Here is a 16,512-nt window from a genome sequence, read left to right on the forward strand (position 1 = left end):
GAAATAGCCGTGCTTGAGCGCTTGCATTAAAACCACAACAGCTAACGCAGACAGAGCCAATGAATTCGCCCCTACAGGTTTGGCATCCGTGGGGCGGGGTGAAACCCGCGCAGCTAGGCTCGGAAGCGCCTCGATGGCGTTCAATCCCGCCGGCGCTTGCCGAACACGGTCTTGGGGGATTTGCCGAAGAAGGCGGTGAAGGCCGCGCTGAAATTGTTCGGGTGGCGGTAGCCCACCTGCCAGGCCGCCTGGGCCACCTGGCAGCCGGACTCCAGCAGCAGGTGGGCCTTGTGCATGCGCATTTCCAGCAGCAGGCGATGGGGGGGGGGTGGCGAAGCAGTGGTGGAAGCCTTGCTTGAGCTTGAACGCATTGAGCCCCACGGCCGCGCAGAGGTAGGCGACGGTCAGCGGCTGGTCCAGCTGCGCCTGCATCAGTTCGCGGGCCTGGTGCAGCCGCTCGATGTCCGCCTGGCTGAAGCGTGCGGTCGGACGGGGTGGCGGGTTCGCCAGCGCCTCCAACTGCGTGGCCAGCAGGCTGAGCGCGTGGATGTGCATCTGCAGCGGGCCGCCCGCTGGTTGTTCCAGGGCGAGGGCCAGGGCATTGACATGGGCCGTGCTGGCCGGGGCGGTGGGGCTACCGGCCAACTGGCACAGGCTGCCATCGCCCAGCAACTGCCCGGCGCGCTCGGCACCCAGGTAGCGGGTGAGTAGGCGGCGGTCCGCCAGCAGGCGCAGTTGCAGGACTTCCTGCGCCGCGTCGTAGCGGCGTTCGCCGCTGCCGCCGTGGAAGCGGCTGACCGTGGTGCGCCCGGCGTCGAAGGCCAGCGCCGAACCGTCGCGCCCCAGGTAGCCGGAGCGGCCACGCAGGCCGAAGGTGATCACCAGCATGGGCTCTGGATGCGGGTTGGTGGATTCCTCCACCAGCGGCCGGTTGGGCAGGTACCGCGTGCTCACCAGCGCCAGGCCATCGTCCAGCGACAGGCGCTCCGTGCGGCAGTCGCCGAATGCGGCGGGCAGGCGGATGCGCTGGCCGCCAGGGTGCGGCGTGGGGCCCGACTCCAGCTGCGCGGGGGGGATCCGCTGGCTTCTTGTGCTGCCCTGTGCCGTTGTCATCTGCCTGCCTCCGTTGGCCGCGCTGCGGATTCCATGGATATCGATCCGTTTCCCATAGTTCTCTGGATGATACTCATTCTCGATAATCCCTAGCATCTCCATGAACGCCGGGCGACGCCTGGCACGGCGGTACAGAGGAGAGGCACCCATGGAAACCCTATCGATACACCCCTTGCAGGCGTGCTGGGACAGCCTGCTGGCGAGCGTGCGTGCCGACGCCTTGCGGGTGGCGCTGGAGCGCAGGCTGTTCGCCGCACTGGAGCAGCCGCTGGACGCAGCGGCTGTCGCCACCGCGCAAGGCTGGCAGGCATCGCCCACGCGGGCGCTGCTGGACCAACTGTGGAGCATGGGCCTGCTGTCGCGGACGGAAGTGGGCGAGGGCGCCTACCGCAACGCGCCGGTGGCCGCCTGCTACCTGCACCCGCAAGCGCCGCGCTACTGCGGCGATGCGTTGCTGTTCCGCCTGCGCACCTTGCGGGCGCTGGGCGCGCAACTGGAGAGCCGGCTTGCCGGCGAGGTGCCCGCCGGACCGCCACCGGGCGGCTGGGCCGAAGCGGCGCGGGTGCAGATCGCCCAGGAGCAGCGGGCGGTGACCGTCGATACCGCACTGGCCCTGATGCAGCGCCTGGAGGCTTTCACCGGCGCGCCGCGATTGCTCGACCTGGGCGGCGGCCCCGGCCTGGTGGCCATCGCCCTGGCCCGCGCCAACCCGCAACTGCATGGCGTGGTGTTCGACCTGCCGGATTCCGCTGCCGTGGCCCGGGAGAACATCACCGCTGCAGGGCTTGGTGGGCGGCTGGAGGCGTTGGGCGGCGATCTGCTGCAGGACGACCTCGGCAGCGGTTATGACCTGGTCTGGTGCTCGTCGGTGTTGCACTTCATGCCGGACCCGCCCGCCGCACTGGCGAAGATTTATCGGGCGCTGCGCCCGGGCGGCACCCTGGTTTGCGCCCACGCCGAGGTGCCGGAACAGGCGGCCGATGCGGCGCGGGTGCTGCCCTATTACCTGGGGCTGCGCATGCAGGGCCGTTACCTGCCGCAGCCGGGCGAGCTGGTCTTGGCGCTGGAGGCGGCGGGCTTCGAGGTGACCGAGCAACGGCCGGCGGTGACCTTCCCCTTGGCGCCAGTGGCGGTGCAGATCGCCCGGCGACGCTAGCCGGGCCGATTGCGCGGGGCGCGTTATAGGCGCCCGTTCCCAGCAGCGGGCCTCTTAGCACCAATCGGTCGAAGGGCCGGCCAAGGGCGGGCGAACTATCACTGTCTATGCTTGGACGACTTTTTTTCAGCGGGCCTGTCGATCCGGTCCACGGCCGTTCGACTAAGGATGCAAGCCCTACAACAAGGAGCGAATGATGAAGTACCTGTGCCTGATCTATTTCGACGAGACCGTGCTCGACTCCATGCCCGCCGAGCGCTTCGAATCCATCGTCGGCCACTGCATGGAATACGAGCAGCGCCTGCAACGCAGCGGCCAGTACATCGCCGCCGAGGCGCTGCAATCCACCGCGACCGCCACCACGCTGCGCCTGCAGGGCGACAAGCTGTCGATCACCGACGGCCCCTTCGCCGAGACCCGCGAGCAACTGGGCGGCTTCTACCTGATCGATGCCAAGGACCTCAACGAGGCGATCCAGATCGCGTCGAAGATCCCGCCGGCCCGCCTGGGCTGCATCGAGATCCGCCCGATCAAGGAACTGCCCAGGCTCTGAAACGGAGGAACCCCCGATGAAGATCGAATCCCATCCCGTGGTCAGCCACGAACAGTGGCTGGACGCCCGCAAGGAGCTGCTACGCAAGGAGAAGGACTTCAACCGCCTGCGTGACGAGCTCAGCGCCGCACGCCGTGACCTGCCCTGGGAGCGGGTGAGCGATGCCTACCGCTTCGAGGGCCCCACGGGGCAGGAGACGCTGGAGCAGCTGTTCGCGGGCCGCAGCACCCTGGTGGTCTACCACTTCATGTTCGGCCCGGGGTGGAAGGAGGGCTGCGACGGTTGCTCCTTCCTCGCCGACCATTTCGACGGCGCCAACCTGCACCTGGCCCATCACGACGTCAGCCTGGTGGCCGTCTCCCGTGCGCCCTGGCAGGAGTTCCAGGACTTCAAGCGGCGCATGGGCTGGGCGTTCAAGTGGGTGTCGTCCCACGGCTGCGCGTTCAACGCCGACTTCGGCGTCAGCGCCACGCCCGAGGCGATCGCCGCCGGCACCGCCCGCTACAACTACGACACCAGCCGCGACCCCGGCGAGGAGATGCCCGGCCTCAGCGTGTTCTTCCGCCTGCCGTCGGGGGAGGTGTTCCACACCTATTCCACCTATGCGCGCGGGCTGGACATGCTGGTGGGCACCTACAACTTTCTCGACCTGCTGCCCAAGGGGCGCGACGAGGACGAGATCATGGACTGGGTACGCCACCACGACCGCTACGAAGGCGCCGGCCCGTGCCACGACTGCTGCTCGGCCAAGGACGGGGGCGATTGATGGAGGCGACCCAGGCCCGCCAGCGGGTGGAAGCGGTCTACCGCGAGGAGTCGCGCCGGGTGCTGGCGACGCTGATCCGCCTGCTGGGGGATTTCGAGCTGGCGGAGGAGGCGTTGCACGACGCCTTCATCGCCGCCGTCGAGCAGTGGCCGGTCGACGGCGTACCGGCCAACCCGCGCGCCTGGCTGGTATCGGCGGGGCGCTTCAAGGCTATCGACGCCTTGCGCCGGCGTGCCCGTTTCGATGCGCGCCAGGCGCAGCTGATCATCGAGCTGGAGCGTGACGAGCCCGAGGAGATCGAGGATGTGGAAGACGACCGCCTGCGCCTGATCTTCACCTGCTGCCACCCGGCGCTGCCGGCGGACGCCCAGGTGCCGCTGACCCTGCGCGAGGTGTGCGACCTGAAGACCGAGGAGATCGCCCGGGCCTTCCTCGCCACGCCGTCGACCATCGCCCAGCGCATCGTCCGCGCCAAGGCGAAGATCCGCGACGCGCGCATTCCCTACCAGGTGCCGGCCATGGCCGAGCTGCCGGAGCGCCTGGATAACGTGCTGCGGGTCATCTACCTGGTGTTCAACGAGGGTTACTCGGCCACCTCCGGGGATTCGCTGACCCGCGCCGACCTTTCGGCCGAGGCCATCCGCCTGGGGCGCCTGTTGCTGGAGCTGCTGCCGGATTCGGAAGTCATGGGGCTGCTGGCGCTGATGCTGCTGCACGATTCGCGGCGCCAGGCCCGCACCGGCGTGGATGGCGAGCTGGTGTTGCTGGAGGACCAGGACCGTGCGCTGTGGAACCGCCAGCAGATCGACGAGGGCTGCGCCCTGGTGGAGCGCGCCCTGGAGTCGCGGCGCATCGGCATGTACACGCTGCAGGCGGCCATCTCCGCCGTGCACGCCAGCGCCGCCACGCCCGAGGCCACCGATTGGGCGCAGATCGTCGCGCTCTACAGTGTGTTGCAGCGCGGTATCGGCTCGCCGGTGATCGAACTCAACCGTGCGGTGGCGGTGGCCATGCACCAGGGGCCGGAAGCCGGGCTGGTGCTGATCGAGGCCATCCTCGAACGCGGCGAGTTGCGCGACTACCAACTGGCGCACTCGGCCCGCGCCGATCTCTATCGCCGCCTCGGCCGCCGCGAGGAGGCCCGCGCGGCCTACCGGGTGGCGCTGGGGCTGACCCGCCAGGACACCGAGCGGCGCTTCATCGAACGGCGCCTGGCGGAGCTGGGGCAGTGATGTGGATTGCCCGGGCTCAAGCCCGGGCCAGGGTTTTTCAGGGTTGGACCACGAAGGAGAAACAGCATGAGCAGCAATGAACAGGCCGTCGCCGAGATCCAGGCCCTGCTGGCCGATTGGGCCGAGGCGGTACGCAGCAAGGACGTGAAGCGCATTGTCGGTTTCTATGCCGAGGAGGTGGTGGCCTACGACGCCATCCTTCAGCTGCAGTTCGTCGGCCGCGAAGCCTATGGCGCGCATTGGGCCTACTGCATGGAGATGTGCCAGGGCCATTCGATTTTCGACCCGCAGCACGTGAGGATCCGCGCCAGTGGCGATGTCGGTTTCGCCCACTTCCTCTGCCTGTGCGGCGGCACCAACGCCGAAGGGGTCGAGCAGCAGGGCTACATGCGCGTCAGCTGCGGCTACCAGCGCAGCGGCGGGCAGTGGCGCATCGTCCATGACCACTTCTCCGCGCCCTTCGACATGGAGAGTGGCCAGGCACTGTTCGACCTGCAGCCCTGATCAGGCGCCGAGGCTGCGGAAGTGCTCGAGCATGCGCTGGGCGTCCGCCTCGGTGCCGCTGAACAGCTCGAAGGCCTTCACCGCCTGGAACACCGCCATGGTGCCGCCGTCCAGGGTGCGGCAGCCGAGGGCGCGGGCGTCCTTGAGCAGCTGGGTTTCCAGGGGGAAGTAGACGATCTCGGCGACCCACAGGGCGGGCCGTAGCAACTCGGCCGGTACCGGTGTGCCCGGCAGCTTGGCCATGCCCATGGGCGTGGTGTTGACCAGGCCGTCCGCCGTCGCCAGGGCGCCGGGCAGGTCCTCGCCCGCGTGGGCACGGCCGGCGCCGAAGTGCTGGTTGAGGTTGTCCGCCAGGCTCTGGGCGCGCCCGGGGTCGACATCGAATATCCACAACTGGCCGACGCCTTCGGCCAGCAGCGCATGGGCCACCGCAGCGCCGGCACCACCGGCCCCCATCTGCACCACGCGCTCACGGGCGACGTTGCCCAGGCCACGTCGGAAGCCTTCGGCGAAGCCCAGGCAGTCGGTGTTGTGGCCGACGCGCCGCCCACCCCGCAGCACCACGGTGTTCACCGCGCCGATGCCGCGCGCCTCGGGGGAGAGTTCGTCGAGCAGCGGGATGATCGCCTGCTTGCAGGGGAAGGTGATGTTGAGCCCGGTGAAGCCGGTGCGCTCGGCGGCTTCCAGCAGCTGGGGCAGGGCGCTGACATCGAGCTGGAGCGGGTCGAGGTCGATCAGCCGGTAGAGGTAGCGCAGGCCCTGGGCATCGCCTTCGTGTTCGTGCAGGGCAGGGGTGCGCGAGGCCTGGATGCCGGAACCGATCAGGCCGGCGAGAACGCTTGCATGTGCAGTCATGGCTTCACTCCGCGAGCCGCTTGGCGAAATGCTGCACGCCGGCGCGGTAGCCGTCGCTGCCCAGGCCACAGATGACCCCGACGGCGATGGCGGAGACGAAGGAGTGCTGGCGGAATTCCTCGCGCTTGTGGACGTTGGAGAGGTGCACCTCGACCACCGGCAGCTCGCTGGCCACCAGGGCGTCGCGGATGGCGACCGAGGTGTGGGTCCAGGCACCGGGATTGATCAGGATGCCGGCGCAGCGGCCGCGCGCCTGGTGGATCCAGTCGATCAGCTGGCCTTCGTGGTTGGTCTGGCGGCACTCGACCTCAAGGCCCAGCGCGGCGCCCGTTTCGCAGCAGAGCCGCTCGATATCGGCGAGGGTTTCATGGCCGTAGTTGGCGGGCTCGCGGGTGCCGAGCATGTTCAGGTTGGGGCCGTTGAGGACCAGCAGGGTGGGGGACATCGCGGACATTTCTCCATTGTTATGAACCCTCCCGGATGCACGGGGAGCGTTGCAATGGAAAATGTACTAACTGGTTAATTTAATCAATCGATGGTGGGCGGACGGTGGGTTTGCCCTGGGTTATTTCGTTCGATAATCGGTCACTCGACGGCGTCACCCGTGTCCAGCAGCACCGGCCCGCTGCCCAGGTCGGAGAGTTCGTCGCCGGGGTTGCGCAGCGGGCAGACTTCCATGGTCAGGCAGCCGCAGCCGATGCAGCCGTCGAGCTGGTCGCGCAACTGGGTGAGGCGGCGGATGCGTTCGTCCAGCTCCGCCTTCCAGCGCGCCGAGAGCGCATGCCAGTCGGCGGCGGTGGGGGTGCGGCCTTCCGGCAGGGTCATCAGCGCCGCGTGGATGGACGCCAGCGGGATGCCCAGGCGCTGGGCCACCTTGATCACCGCCACCCGGCGCAGCACCTCCCGTGGATAGCGGCGCTGGTTGCCGGCATTGCGGGTACTGCTGATCAGCCCCTTGGCCTCGTAGAAGTGCAGGGTGGAGACCGCCACCCCGCTGCGTTCGGCCACCTGGCCCACCGTCAGCGCCTTGCCGATGTTGCTCGCCGTCACCTTGGGCATGCGTGCCATTTCCTCTTGACCTAAAGTTAAGTTGAGGTTTTACCCTCGCGGCCAGCATTGCACAACGGTAGAAGGAGTTTCGGCATGACCAACGAGCATTTGCAGGGCGTCGTCTCATCCATTCATTTCGCGGCCGACCCGGCCTGCCTGCCGGCGCTGGTGGAGGACCTGGGTGTGCGCCTGGCCGCCTGCCTGAAAGCCCAGGTGGGGCTGCTGTCCACCAGCCTGGAAACCAGCGCGGACGGCCGCTGGCTGATCCATCGCAGCCGCTGGGCTTCGGCCGATGCGGCGCAGGCGGCCCTGGACGGCGACTCCTGCAGCGCGCGCCTGCTGGGTGAGGCGATCTGGCGCTACGGGGCCAAGGCGGTGCGCTTCGAGATGCCGGAGGAGGGCCTGGTCTAGGCGATTGGTCTCCCCGTCTTCCGTGGGATTGGCTATAGGGCACGGGTGCTACGGGTCTTAGGCTGGGCCATCCATCCTTGACCCGGAGAGCCTGCATGAAAATCCTCAACCTGATCCGCACCGGCGTTGCCGGCCTCGCTCTCCTGGCCAGCCTTGGCGCCTGGGCCCACGGCGAGGGCCAGGAGACCATCGAGGTGCTCCAGGAACACCCGCTGCAGAACGCCCTGGGCATGAAGGGCACGCTGATCACCGTCGGCTATGCGCCGGGGCAGCAGTCCATCGCCCACCGTCACGGCGGCTCGGTGATCGCCTATGTGCTCGAAGGCGAGGTGGTGTCCCAGTTGCAGGGCGAGCCGGCGCACACCTACAAGGCCGGCGAGAGCTGGTACGAGCCGGCGGGCACAGTGCACCTGGCCTCGCGCAACGCCAGCGCCACGAAGCCGGCCACGCTGCTGGTGTGGCTGCTGACCGAGGAGAAGCAGCCGCTGCTGGAACCCCTGGCGGAGTGACTCGCGCGGGGTGGGTCGGGCCTTGCTACCATTGCCGGCTTTCCCGACCCGAGTCCGCAGCGTGGATATCGACCTGGCACGCACCTTCCTGGAAATCGTCCGCAGCGGCAGCTTCGTCGCCGCCGCCGAGCGCTTGCACGTCACCCAGACGGCGATCACCGCGCGGGTGCAGAACCTCGAGAGCCAGCTGGGCTGCAAGCTCTTCGTGCGCAACCGCGCCGGCGCGCGGCTCACCGCCGAAGGCGAGGTCTTCGTCGGCCACGCCACCCAGTTGGTGCATACCTGGGAAGCCGCGCGACGCGACCTGCCGTTGCCCAAGGGCTACCGCGACCTGCTGGCCATCGGTGGCGAACAGAGCCTGAGCAACCCCTTGCTGCTGGGCTGGATGAGCCGCCTGCGCGAGCGCATCCCCTCCCATGCGGTGCGCGTCGAGGTCGCGCCCGGGCAGCAGTTGCAGAAGCAGCTGGAGTTGGGCCTGCTGGATGCCGCGTTGGTCTACCAGCCGGAGTACTGGCCGGGCATGCAGGTGGAGCAACTGCTGGAAGAGAAGCTCATCCTGATCCGCTCCACCGCCAACCCCGAGCCCTACGTGCAGGTGGACTGGGGCCCGACCTTCCGCCAGCAGCACGACGCCGCGCTGCCGGACAAGGCCCGCGCCGCGGTAACGGTGAACCTCGGGCCGCTGGCGCTGCAGTTCATCCTCCAGCACGGCGGTTCGGGCTACTTCCGTACCCGCGTGGTGCAGAGCTACCTGGACAGCGGCCAGCTGGAACGCGTGGAGCGCGCCCCGGAATTCACCTACCCGACCTACCTGATCTATTCCCGCGACAAGGATTCGCCGCTGCTGCAGCAGGCCATCGCTGTGCTGCGCGACGTGGTGGGCGAGGACATCGACTGGTCGCAGCGCTGGGAAGCCACGCTCTGAGCCCGCAGTGCGTGGCCTTCCCGGGCTGAAGCCCGGGCTACTGGGCGTCAGCTGGCGACTTTCAGCGTTGGGGCCGGAGCGCGGGCGGTGAGGTCCTTGAGCCAATAGCGGTAGAGCCCGCCGATCAGGTCGCTCTGGGTCACCAGGCCCACCAGCGTGTCGTCATCACCCAGCACCGGCAGGCAGTGCAGGCCCTGGTCGGAGAGCATCGAGACCAGCACGCCGATATCGGTATTGCGCTTCACGCAGCGCACCGAGCGGGTCATCAGCTCGCCCAGGCGCGGCGCCGGGCGGTGGCGCAGGCGGCCGAACAGCGAGCCGGGGGTGTCTTCCTGGGCGTGGCGGAACAGGTCGCCGGGGGTGACGATGCCCACCAGCTGCTTCTGTTCGTCGAGCACGGGCAGGGCCTTGATGTGGTGCTTCTCGAACAGCTTCCAGGCTTGCTCGCGGGTGGTCTGCGGGGTGGCGGTGAGCAGGTCGCGGGACATGATCTGCTCCGCCGTCACCTGGCCGACGCTGCGCCGCAGGGCATTGCGCTCGGTCTGGCGCAGCAGGCGTTCCAGGTCGTCGCGGGTGATGTCGACGAACTCGCCGAATTCTTCCAGGGCCTGGTCCAGGTCTTCATCGGAGAACACGCCGCGCTCGCTGGGCAGCGGGTCGGCGGTCAGGTGCTGGCCGCTGCGGGCCTGGCTCGGGGCGGTGCTCAGGGCGCTGCGGGTGACGCGGTTATAGGCCAGGGCCACCGCCACCAGCAGGGCGGAACCGAGCAGAACCGGCCCGGCGACGGCAAAGCCCTGTGCCTCGAACGCGGGGCCGCCCAGGGCCACCGATACGGCGAGCGCGGTGCCCGGCGGGTGCAGGCAGCGCAGGGCGTACATGGCCAGCACGGTCAGGGCCAGGCCCAGTGTGGCGGCCAGTATGGAGTAGTCGATCCACAGGCCCGCGGCCGTGCCCACCAGGGCCGCCACCAGGTTGCCCATCACCACCGACCAGGGTTGCGCCAGCGGGCTGGAGGCGACGGCGAACACCAGCAGCGAGCTGGCGCCGAGCGGGCCGGCCAGGCGCAGGGCGATCTCGGTGCCGAACACATGGCCGCAGGCGATGCAGCACAGCGCCAGGCCCAGGCAGGCGCCCAGTGCGGCACGCAGCCATTCCCCGGGGTGCGCGGTACGTGGGGTGGGGGACAGGCGTTTGCGCCAGCGCTGCCAGAGGGCGTCCGGGTTCTCGTGCATCGGGGTCTCGTTCGCTTTTCAGTCGTTCGGGGCGATAAAAAAGGGCCCTTAAGGGCCCTGCAGGAGTCCCACTGCGTGCGCGGGAGGGGTGCCATCCTTGGACATGGAACAGGAGCAAGGGTGGTGCGATCGTTACCGCAGCCGGCGTAGCCGGGCGGCGAGATGGTGGGCATCCTACGGGCGGCATCAGCCATGTCGCCAATGAATAATATTGCTCGTTTGCAGCAATTTATTTGCATCAAGGGTGCCGGTCGCCGTCTGGGCAAGGATCGGGGGCCGGCGTAGCATCGGCACCCTCCAGGTATTCGAGGCGGTGGTGAAAGCATGCAGCGACACACGGTGGGTGCGGGGCTGGACGCGGAACGGCAACTGCTGGACCAAGTCTACGACGGGCAGCGCGACAGCGGCCTGCTGTTGTGGCGCCCCCTGCATGCGGCGCTGGTGATGCCCCGGCGCATGAGCCGCCTGCCAGCCTACGAGACCGCCCGGCAGGCTTGCCTGGAGCAAGGCTGGCCCATCGCCCTGCGCGACACCGGGGGCGAGCCGGTGCCGCAATCATCGGCGGTGCTCAACGTCGCCCTGGCCTATGCGGTGCCCCGGGAAGAGAGCGAACTGACGCGTATCGAGACTGCTTATAGGCGGCTGTGCCAGCCCCTGTGCGATTGGCTCAGCGGATTGGACCTGGAGCCGGGGCTAGGCGAGGTGGAGGGCGCCTTCTGCGATGGCCGCTTCAACGTCAACCTGCAGGGCCGCAAGCTGGTGGGCACCGCCCAGCGCTGGCGCCGCCGACAAAGCGACGGCCGTCACGTGGTGCTGGCCCACGGCGCCATCCTCATGGGTAACCAGCGCGAGGCCATGGTGGAGGTGGTCAACACCTTCTACCGCGAGTGCGGCCTGGACACCCGCTGCCGCGCCGACAGCCATATCGCCCTGGAGGAATGCCGCGCCGATGCCTGGGATGCCAGCGGGCAGCTCGCCGGGTATTACCAGCGGATGCTGGAAGCTGCCGGAATCGATACCGACCTGTAGCCCGGGCTTCAGCCCGGGAAGCTCAAAGTGTTGCTAGAAGAATTGAGTCCAGCTGATTGCCGAGCTTTGTTGGTGCTTCTGATTTCGCCCACCCGGGCGAGTCACTTTTCTCAGTCGCCAGAAAAGTAACCAAAAGGGCTTGCCCCATCATCCGGCCCCGGCTTCGCCGAGGTTCCCTCACTCCATCGCCGTTACTCGCTACGCTCGCCCTTCGGGCCGCACTGAAGTGCGTTCGCCGCAAGCGGCGTCTGGGGGCCGGCGCGATGGGCCATCCATGGCCTGGCGCGCCTCTCGCGGCATCCATGCCGCTCGTCCCCCGGCGCAACGACTGCGTTCGGCCTCCTGGAGGGGCGTTGGCGGCTGCCCCACCTTTCTTCGTCCAGCGCATCGCCACGTGGTGCGCACGGGCTTTCGTAGGATGGCGTAGAGCGAAGCGAAACCCATGCGGCGGAGCCGGCAGAACCGTTGGGTGCCCGGAAAGCACCGCTTGCTTTAAAACCACAGCAGCAAACGCAGACGAAGCCAATGAGTTCGCCCACATGGGCATGCCGCTTTCCGGTCAGCGATAGATGTAGGCGAGGGTGCCGGCGATGATGAGCGTGACGGCGACCAGGGTTCGGGCCAGCCAGGGCGCGGCGAGCCAGACGCCTGCGACGCCGGCCACCTGGCCGATGTTCTTCTCCGAGAGCAGGCGCGGGTTGGCGCCGCCCTTCATCGGGTAGCCGCATTGCGGGCAGCTGGGGGCTTGGTCGGAGATGGAGCGGTTGCATTCGGGGCAGTCGATGAGGGCCACGTCGGGAACTCCTTGTCAGTGATCGTGCTGACCTTCTGACAAGGAGCGCGTGGCCCGGTTCAGCCGCCGGTCGTGTCGACCTAGAAGTCGAGGGTGGCCGAGACCTTGAGGGTGCGCGGCGCGCCCTGGGTCAGGTAGCCGCTGTAGGCGGATTCCCAGTAGTCCTCGTTGGCCACGTTCTCCAGCCCGGCGCGCAGGGTGATGTCGCGCTCGTCCAGCTTGAAGGCGTAGCGCGCGCCCAGGTCGACGCGGGTCCAGGCGGGGATGCTCAGGGCATTGCCCGTGTCGTAGTACTGGCCGCCGGTGCGTTGCAGCAGGGCGTTGACTGCCAGCCCCTTCACGCCGGGCACATCCCAATCGGCGCTGAGGTTGTACTGGAACTCCGGCACGCCCACGGCGCGGTTGCCGTCGTTGGCGCCGTTGGTGGTTCCCGATAGTTCGGTGTCCATCAGCGTGCCGCCAGCCAGCAGGCGCAGGCCCGTGAGCGGCTCGCCGAAGACGCTGAACTCGATGCCCCGGTTACGTTGCTGGGCGTCCACCCGGTAGTAACCGTCGCCGCCGATGAGCCCCTGGGGCTGTTCGATTCGATAGATGCCGAGCTGTGCGCCGAAGGAGCCCTGGTCGAGCTTCATGCCGGCTTCGATCTGCTTGGTGCGGTAGGGTGCGAACATCTGGCCGGCGGGATTCAGGGACGCCGCCGGCGCAATCGGACCCGGGGCCAGGCCCTCGATACGGTTGGCGTAGAGGGAGATCGAGTCGGTGGCCTTGACCACCAGGCCGTAGACGGGGGTGGTGATCGAGTCGTCGTAGTCGGACGTGCGGACGCCTGCGGTGGACCAGCCATCGGTGGCGATCGACTGGCGACGGATGCCCAGGGTCAGCAGGGCACGATCATCGAAGAAGCCCAGGGTGTCGGAGACCGCCACGCTGCGTGCCTTGCTGGAGCCCGTCTTGCCCGGGTGGTGCAGGTCGCCGTTGCGATTCGGCGTCGGTTCGGGGCTGGGGAAGGGGTCGTAGAGATTCCCCGGTAGGCGATTGGCAAGGCTGGTGGACTGGTTGGCGCTGCGGTATTCCCGCCAGTTGCCGGACAGCCCGAGGTTCACCTGGTGGCTTACCGCGCCGGTATCGAAGTGCCCACGCAGGCCGCTGCTGATGCTGTTGCTTTCCTCATCACGCGGGGCGTACAGACGGCCGACACGGGCGGTGCCGCTGGGGTCGCTGACATAGAGGGAGGAGTAGACGCCGTTCTCGCGGGTGTACTTGCTGCCGAAGGAAAGGTAGCTACTCCAGCTGTCGTTGAGGTCGTACTCGGCGTTGAGCATGCCGTAGGTATCTTCCAGCTGCGACCAGGCCCAGGGCTGGGAGTAGCTGTGGTTGGCATCCGGCACCTTCGGGGTCTTAGGCAGGCTGGCGCCGGTGACCAGGTAGACCACCGAGCGGCCGTCGTTGATGCGCTGCTTCTGGTAGCCGAAGTCGCCGGACAGGCGCAGGCGGTCGCCACGGTAGTCGAGGCCGACGCTGAACAGGCTGAAGTGCTGATGCTCGTCGTCCACCGCCGTCTCGCCGTCACGCTTGGCCATGTTGACCCGCACGCCGAAGCGGTTGTCCTGGCCGAAGCGCTGGCCGAAGTCGAAGTGGCCGCCGACGCGGTCGTCACTGGCGTAATCCAGGGTCAGGCTGCGGGTGGGCGCGTCCTCGGCGCGCTTGGGCACCACGTTGATATTGCCGCCGATGCCGCTGCCGCCGGGGGACACGCCATTGAGGAAGGCGCTGGGGCCCTTGAACACCTCCACGCGCTCCACCGACTCGGTGGCGATGATCTGCCGGGGCAGCACGCCGTACAGGCCGTTGAAGGAGATGTCGTCGCTGAACAGGGCGAAGCCGCGGATCACGAACACCTGGGAGAAGTTGCCGAAGCCGTAGGACTGGCGCACCGCCGGGTCGCTGCGCAGCACATCGCCGATGTTCTGCGCCTGGCGGTTCTCGATCAGCTCGCTGGTGTAGCTGGAGAAGCTGAAGGGCACGTCCTGCATGTCCTGGTTGCCCAGCATGCCGATACGCGCGCCGCGCGCCACCTGGCCGCCGGCGTAGCTTTCCGGCAGGCCGTCGCCCCGCAGCGCACTGTCATTGATGTTGGTGGCGCTCAGCTCCAGGCCCGCACCGGTGGCGGCCGGCACCAGGGTGTAGCCGTTGCCGCTGCTGGCCAACTGGTAGCCGCTGCCGGCAAGCAGGGTGGCGAAGCCGTCCTGCACGCTGTAGCTGCCTTGCAGGCCGGGGCTTTGCTGGTCATCGAGCAGGCCTTGCTGGAAGGACAGCGGCACGCCGGCCTGGGCGGCGAAGCGGGCCAGCACATGGCCCAGCGGCCCGGGGGCGATGGCGTACTGGCGCGCGGCGGCCTGTTGCGTGGCGTCCTCGGCCAGGGCCGGCTGGGCGAACGGTGCGGCGCACAGGGCGAGGCCGATGGCCAGGCTCAGGGCGTGCAACGGAGTACGGGCTGGAGCCGGTTGGGTGGCGGAGCGAAGCTGCTGGGGCGACCACGAAGTCATGCTGCTTTCCTGTCGACGCTTGGATGAAAGGGGTTCATCCAACACACCGGACGAAATCGAAAAAGGTGTCAGGGCACCGCGAAAATAATTCCGCGAGGCCGTGGGGCCCCGTTTCCCTGGGGTTTCGATCCGTGAGGTGAAGCGGCCTGCGGTCCTGTCGCAGGGCGTTGCGTCCGTGGGGGTTGGCGCCTGTCTGGTGGGGTCAGGCGGATGCCGCCGGCTCCAGCGTCACCCAGTAGCGAGTCAGGCTGCTGAGGGCGATGGGCAGGGTGTCTTGCAGCAGGCGCAGGCTGGCATCGGTGTCGCGCAGCGGGAAGGCGCCGGAGACGCGGATATCGGCAATGCGCGGGTGGCAGCGCAGCACGCCGGGGCGGTAGCGGCCGAGTTCGTCCACCAGGTCGGCCAGGCGCATGTCCTGGGCCAGCAGCATGCCGGTTTCCCAGGCGGTGGCGGCCGGGTCCAGGGCGGTGCTTGGCAGCACGTGCTCGCGGTCGAAGGCGGCTTGTCGGCCCGCCTCGATCACCTGCGAGTCGCTGCGCCCGCTGTTGCTGACGCGTACGGCACCTTCCATCACCGCGACCCGGCAACGCTCGCCGTCGAGGCGCAGGCTGAAGCGGGTGCCCAGCGCCTGGGCGATGCCCTGGGGCGTTTCCACCAGGAACGGCCGCGGTGTGGGGGACGGGTCCTTGGCGGTGGTGATCAGCACCTCGCCGCTGAACAGGCGCAGGCGCCGACTGGTGGCGTCGAAGGCCACGTCCAGGGCGCTGGCGGTATTGAGCAGCAGGCGGGTGCCATCGGGCAGGTGCAGGTCCTTCTGTTCACCGGTGGCGGTGCGCAGGTCGGCGCTCCAGTCCTGCCAGGGCAGCTGGCGCCAGGCCGCCCAGGCGACCGGCGCGGCGAGCAGCAGCATGCCCAGGCGGGCGATGGCCTGGCGGCGACCGATGCCTTTGCGCTTGGCATTGTCCAGGGTCTGCAGTGCCAGGCTGCCGGGCAGGTTGCGGAAATCACCGAGGATGCTTTCGGCGCGAGCCCAGGCCTGGGCATGCTGCGGGCTGCGGTTGCGCCACAGCTGGATGGCGCGGTGGTCGTCCTCGGTGGCACTGCCGGAATGCAATTGCACCAGCCAGTCGGCGGCCTCGCCGAGGATCTGCGGGTCGATGCGGTTCATCAGGCCGCGCTAAGGCAGGCGAGGAAGGCGTCGCGCATGTAGCGCTTGACGCTGGCCAGGGACACGCCCAGGCGCGTGGCGATCTCGGCGTAGCCGAGGCCTTCGAGCTGGGACAGGAGGAAGGCCTGGCGGGTCTTCTCGGGCATTTCGGCGAGCAGCGCCTCGATGCGGCACAAGGTTTCCAGGATCAGCAGCCGGGTTTCGGGGGAGGGTGCTTCGGGCTCGGGCAGGTGGGCGATGCTTTCCAGGTAGGCCTGTTCGATGTCCTGGCGCCGCCAGCGGTCGATCACCAGGCCCTTGGCGATATGGGTGAGCAGGGCGCGGGGCTCGTTGCCGAAATCACGCCCGACCTGACGGCCCAGCAGGCGCAGGAAGGTGTCGTGGGCCAGGTCCGCTGCATCCCAGGCGTTGCCCAGGCGCCGGCTGAGCCAGGCATGGAGCCAGCCGTGGTGGTCGCTATAAAGGGAGTGGATCTGGCGGTTGAGGGTCTGATCGGCTGCCGACATGGGCTACTGCGTCCGTCAGGGCGGCCCGCCCTGGATGTAGATAAGAATTGATCTCATTCTATATTCGCGCCCGGAAAGCTGGCAATCGCCGCCGCTGGCCAGCCGTCAGCCGGTTGCGGCCCCTGGGTTCTGGCGGCGACGTTTCCACGAGGTTTTTTTCACGA

The 16,512-nt window shown here is 68.4% G+C and carries 19 protein-coding genes; 10 read left to right on the forward strand and 9 right to left on the reverse strand.

Translation table 11 applies throughout. From position 1 onward, the window contains the following. Nucleotides 1-140: 140 nt before the first annotated feature. Nucleotides 141-371, reverse strand: a complete 231-nt coding sequence (locus OEJ36_RS16995) for a helix-turn-helix domain-containing protein (protein ID WP_317891585.1) — start codon at nt 369-371, stop codon at nt 141-143. A gap of 172 nt (nt 372-543) precedes the next feature. Between OEJ36_RS16995 and OEJ36_RS30470 the strand changes: the two genes are divergently transcribed. The 6 genes from OEJ36_RS30470 (at nt 544) to OEJ36_RS17025 (ending at nt 5,324) form a co-directional block, all read left to right on the forward strand. Next, complete coding sequence (locus OEJ36_RS30470; protein ID WP_317891586.1) at nt 544-711, forward strand: hypothetical protein; 168 nt, start codon at nt 544-546, stop codon at nt 709-711. 550 nt (nt 712-1,261) lie between these two features. After that, nucleotides 1,262-2,269 carry a methyltransferase gene (locus tag OEJ36_RS17005; RefSeq protein ID WP_263402513.1) on the forward strand — a complete coding sequence of 336 codons (1,008 nt, stop codon included), beginning with the start codon at nt 1,262-1,264 and terminating at the stop codon, nt 2,267-2,269. Nucleotides 2,270-2,465: 196 nt separating this feature from the next. After that, the gene (locus tag OEJ36_RS17010) at nt 2,466-2,822 is read left to right on the forward strand and encodes a YciI family protein (RefSeq protein ID WP_021221023.1); all 357 of its coding nucleotides are present in this window, start codon (nt 2,466-2,468) and stop codon (nt 2,820-2,822) included. Between the two features lie 16 nt (nt 2,823-2,838). Beyond that, complete coding sequence (locus OEJ36_RS17015) at nt 2,839-3,588, forward strand: DUF899 domain-containing protein (protein ID WP_263402514.1); 750 nt, start codon at nt 2,839-2,841, stop codon at nt 3,586-3,588. After that, entirely contained in the window at nt 3,588-4,820 is a 1,233-nt protein-coding gene (locus OEJ36_RS17020; protein WP_263402630.1) for an RNA polymerase sigma factor, read from the forward strand. Before OEJ36_RS17015 ends, OEJ36_RS17020 begins: the two co-directional genes overlap by 1 nt. A 66-nt stretch (nt 4,821-4,886) precedes the next feature. Next, a complete protein-coding gene (locus OEJ36_RS17025; protein WP_263402515.1) occupies nt 4,887-5,324 on the forward strand; it encodes a YybH family protein in 438 nt (145 codons plus the stop codon). On the opposite strand, the gene OEJ36_RS17030 is transcribed toward OEJ36_RS17025, so the two are convergent. The 3 genes from OEJ36_RS17030 to soxR form a co-directional block, all read right to left on the reverse strand. After that, on the reverse strand, nt 5,325-6,179 hold the full coding sequence (locus tag OEJ36_RS17030; RefSeq protein ID WP_263402516.1) for a shikimate dehydrogenase: 855 nt from the start codon (nt 6,177-6,179) through the stop codon (nt 5,325-5,327). Nucleotides 6,180-6,183: 4 nt separating this feature from the next. After that, nucleotides 6,184-6,624: a type II 3-dehydroquinate dehydratase gene (gene aroQ / locus OEJ36_RS17035; RefSeq protein ID WP_263402517.1), complete on the reverse strand. Its 441-nt coding sequence runs from the start codon at nt 6,622-6,624 to the stop codon at nt 6,184-6,186. 140 nt (nt 6,625-6,764) lie between these two features. Then, the gene (soxR, locus tag OEJ36_RS17040; RefSeq protein ID WP_021221017.1) at nt 6,765-7,238 is read right to left on the reverse strand and encodes a redox-sensitive transcriptional activator SoxR; all 474 of its coding nucleotides are present in this window, start codon (nt 7,236-7,238) and stop codon (nt 6,765-6,767) included. Nucleotides 7,239-7,322: 84 nt separating this feature from the next. Here soxR and OEJ36_RS17045 point away from each other — a divergent pair, with 84 nt between their 5' ends. The 3 genes from OEJ36_RS17045 to OEJ36_RS17055 all read left to right on the forward strand — a co-directional run bounded on the left by OEJ36_RS17045 (nt 7,323) and on the right by OEJ36_RS17055 (nt 9,074). Next, the gene (locus tag OEJ36_RS17045) at nt 7,323-7,640 is read left to right on the forward strand and encodes a hypothetical protein (RefSeq protein WP_263402518.1); all 318 of its coding nucleotides are present in this window, start codon (nt 7,323-7,325) and stop codon (nt 7,638-7,640) included. 95 nt (nt 7,641-7,735) lie between these two features. Next, on the forward strand, nt 7,736-8,149 hold the full coding sequence (locus OEJ36_RS17050; protein ID WP_263402519.1) for a cupin domain-containing protein: 414 nt from the start codon (nt 7,736-7,738) through the stop codon (nt 8,147-8,149). A gap of 61 nt (nt 8,150-8,210) precedes the next feature. Continuing rightward, a complete protein-coding gene (locus tag OEJ36_RS17055) occupies nt 8,211-9,074 on the forward strand; it encodes a LysR family transcriptional regulator (protein ID WP_263402520.1) in 864 nt (287 codons plus the stop codon). A 47-nt stretch (nt 9,075-9,121) separates the two neighbouring features. Here OEJ36_RS17055 and OEJ36_RS17060 read toward each other — a convergent pair whose 3' ends face one another. Then, on the reverse strand, nt 9,122-10,306 hold the full coding sequence (locus tag OEJ36_RS17060; protein ID WP_263402521.1) for an HPP family protein: 1,185 nt from the start codon (nt 10,304-10,306) through the stop codon (nt 9,122-9,124). A gap of 324 nt (nt 10,307-10,630) precedes the next feature. Here OEJ36_RS17060 and OEJ36_RS17065 point away from each other — a divergent pair, with 324 nt between their 5' ends. Continuing rightward, nucleotides 10,631-11,335, forward strand: a complete 705-nt coding sequence (locus tag OEJ36_RS17065; RefSeq protein WP_263402522.1) for a biotin/lipoate A/B protein ligase family protein — start codon at nt 10,631-10,633, stop codon at nt 11,333-11,335. Between the two features lie 559 nt (nt 11,336-11,894). Here OEJ36_RS17065 and OEJ36_RS17070 read toward each other — a convergent pair. The 4 genes from OEJ36_RS17070 to OEJ36_RS17085 all read right to left on the reverse strand — a co-directional run bounded on the left by OEJ36_RS17070 (nt 11,895) and on the right by OEJ36_RS17085 (nt 16,348). Beyond that, nucleotides 11,895-12,128 carry a zinc ribbon domain-containing protein gene (locus tag OEJ36_RS17070; protein ID WP_263402523.1) on the reverse strand — a complete coding sequence of 78 codons (234 nt, stop codon included), beginning with the start codon at nt 12,126-12,128 and terminating at the stop codon, nt 11,895-11,897. Between the two features lie 80 nt (nt 12,129-12,208). Beyond that, the gene (locus tag OEJ36_RS17075; protein ID WP_263402524.1) at nt 12,209-14,674 is read right to left on the reverse strand and encodes a TonB-dependent receptor; all 2,466 of its coding nucleotides are present in this window, start codon (nt 14,672-14,674) and stop codon (nt 12,209-12,211) included. Nucleotides 14,675-14,876: 202 nt separating this feature from the next. Then, entirely contained in the window at nt 14,877-15,842 is a 966-nt protein-coding gene (locus tag OEJ36_RS17080; protein ID WP_263402525.1) for a FecR domain-containing protein, read from the reverse strand. Then, on the reverse strand, nt 15,842-16,348 hold the full coding sequence (locus tag OEJ36_RS17085) for a sigma-70 family RNA polymerase sigma factor (protein WP_263402526.1): 507 nt from the start codon (nt 16,346-16,348) through the stop codon (nt 15,842-15,844). The genes OEJ36_RS17080 and OEJ36_RS17085 overlap by 1 nt, the downstream gene beginning before the upstream one ends. Nucleotides 16,349-16,512: the final 164 nt, after the last annotated feature.

Origin of the sequence: Pseudomonas sp. PDM13 (genome assembly GCF_025685765.1) — a bacterium.
In the GTDB taxonomy this organism is placed as follows: Bacteria; Pseudomonadota; Gammaproteobacteria; order Pseudomonadales; family Pseudomonadaceae; genus Metapseudomonas; species Metapseudomonas solani.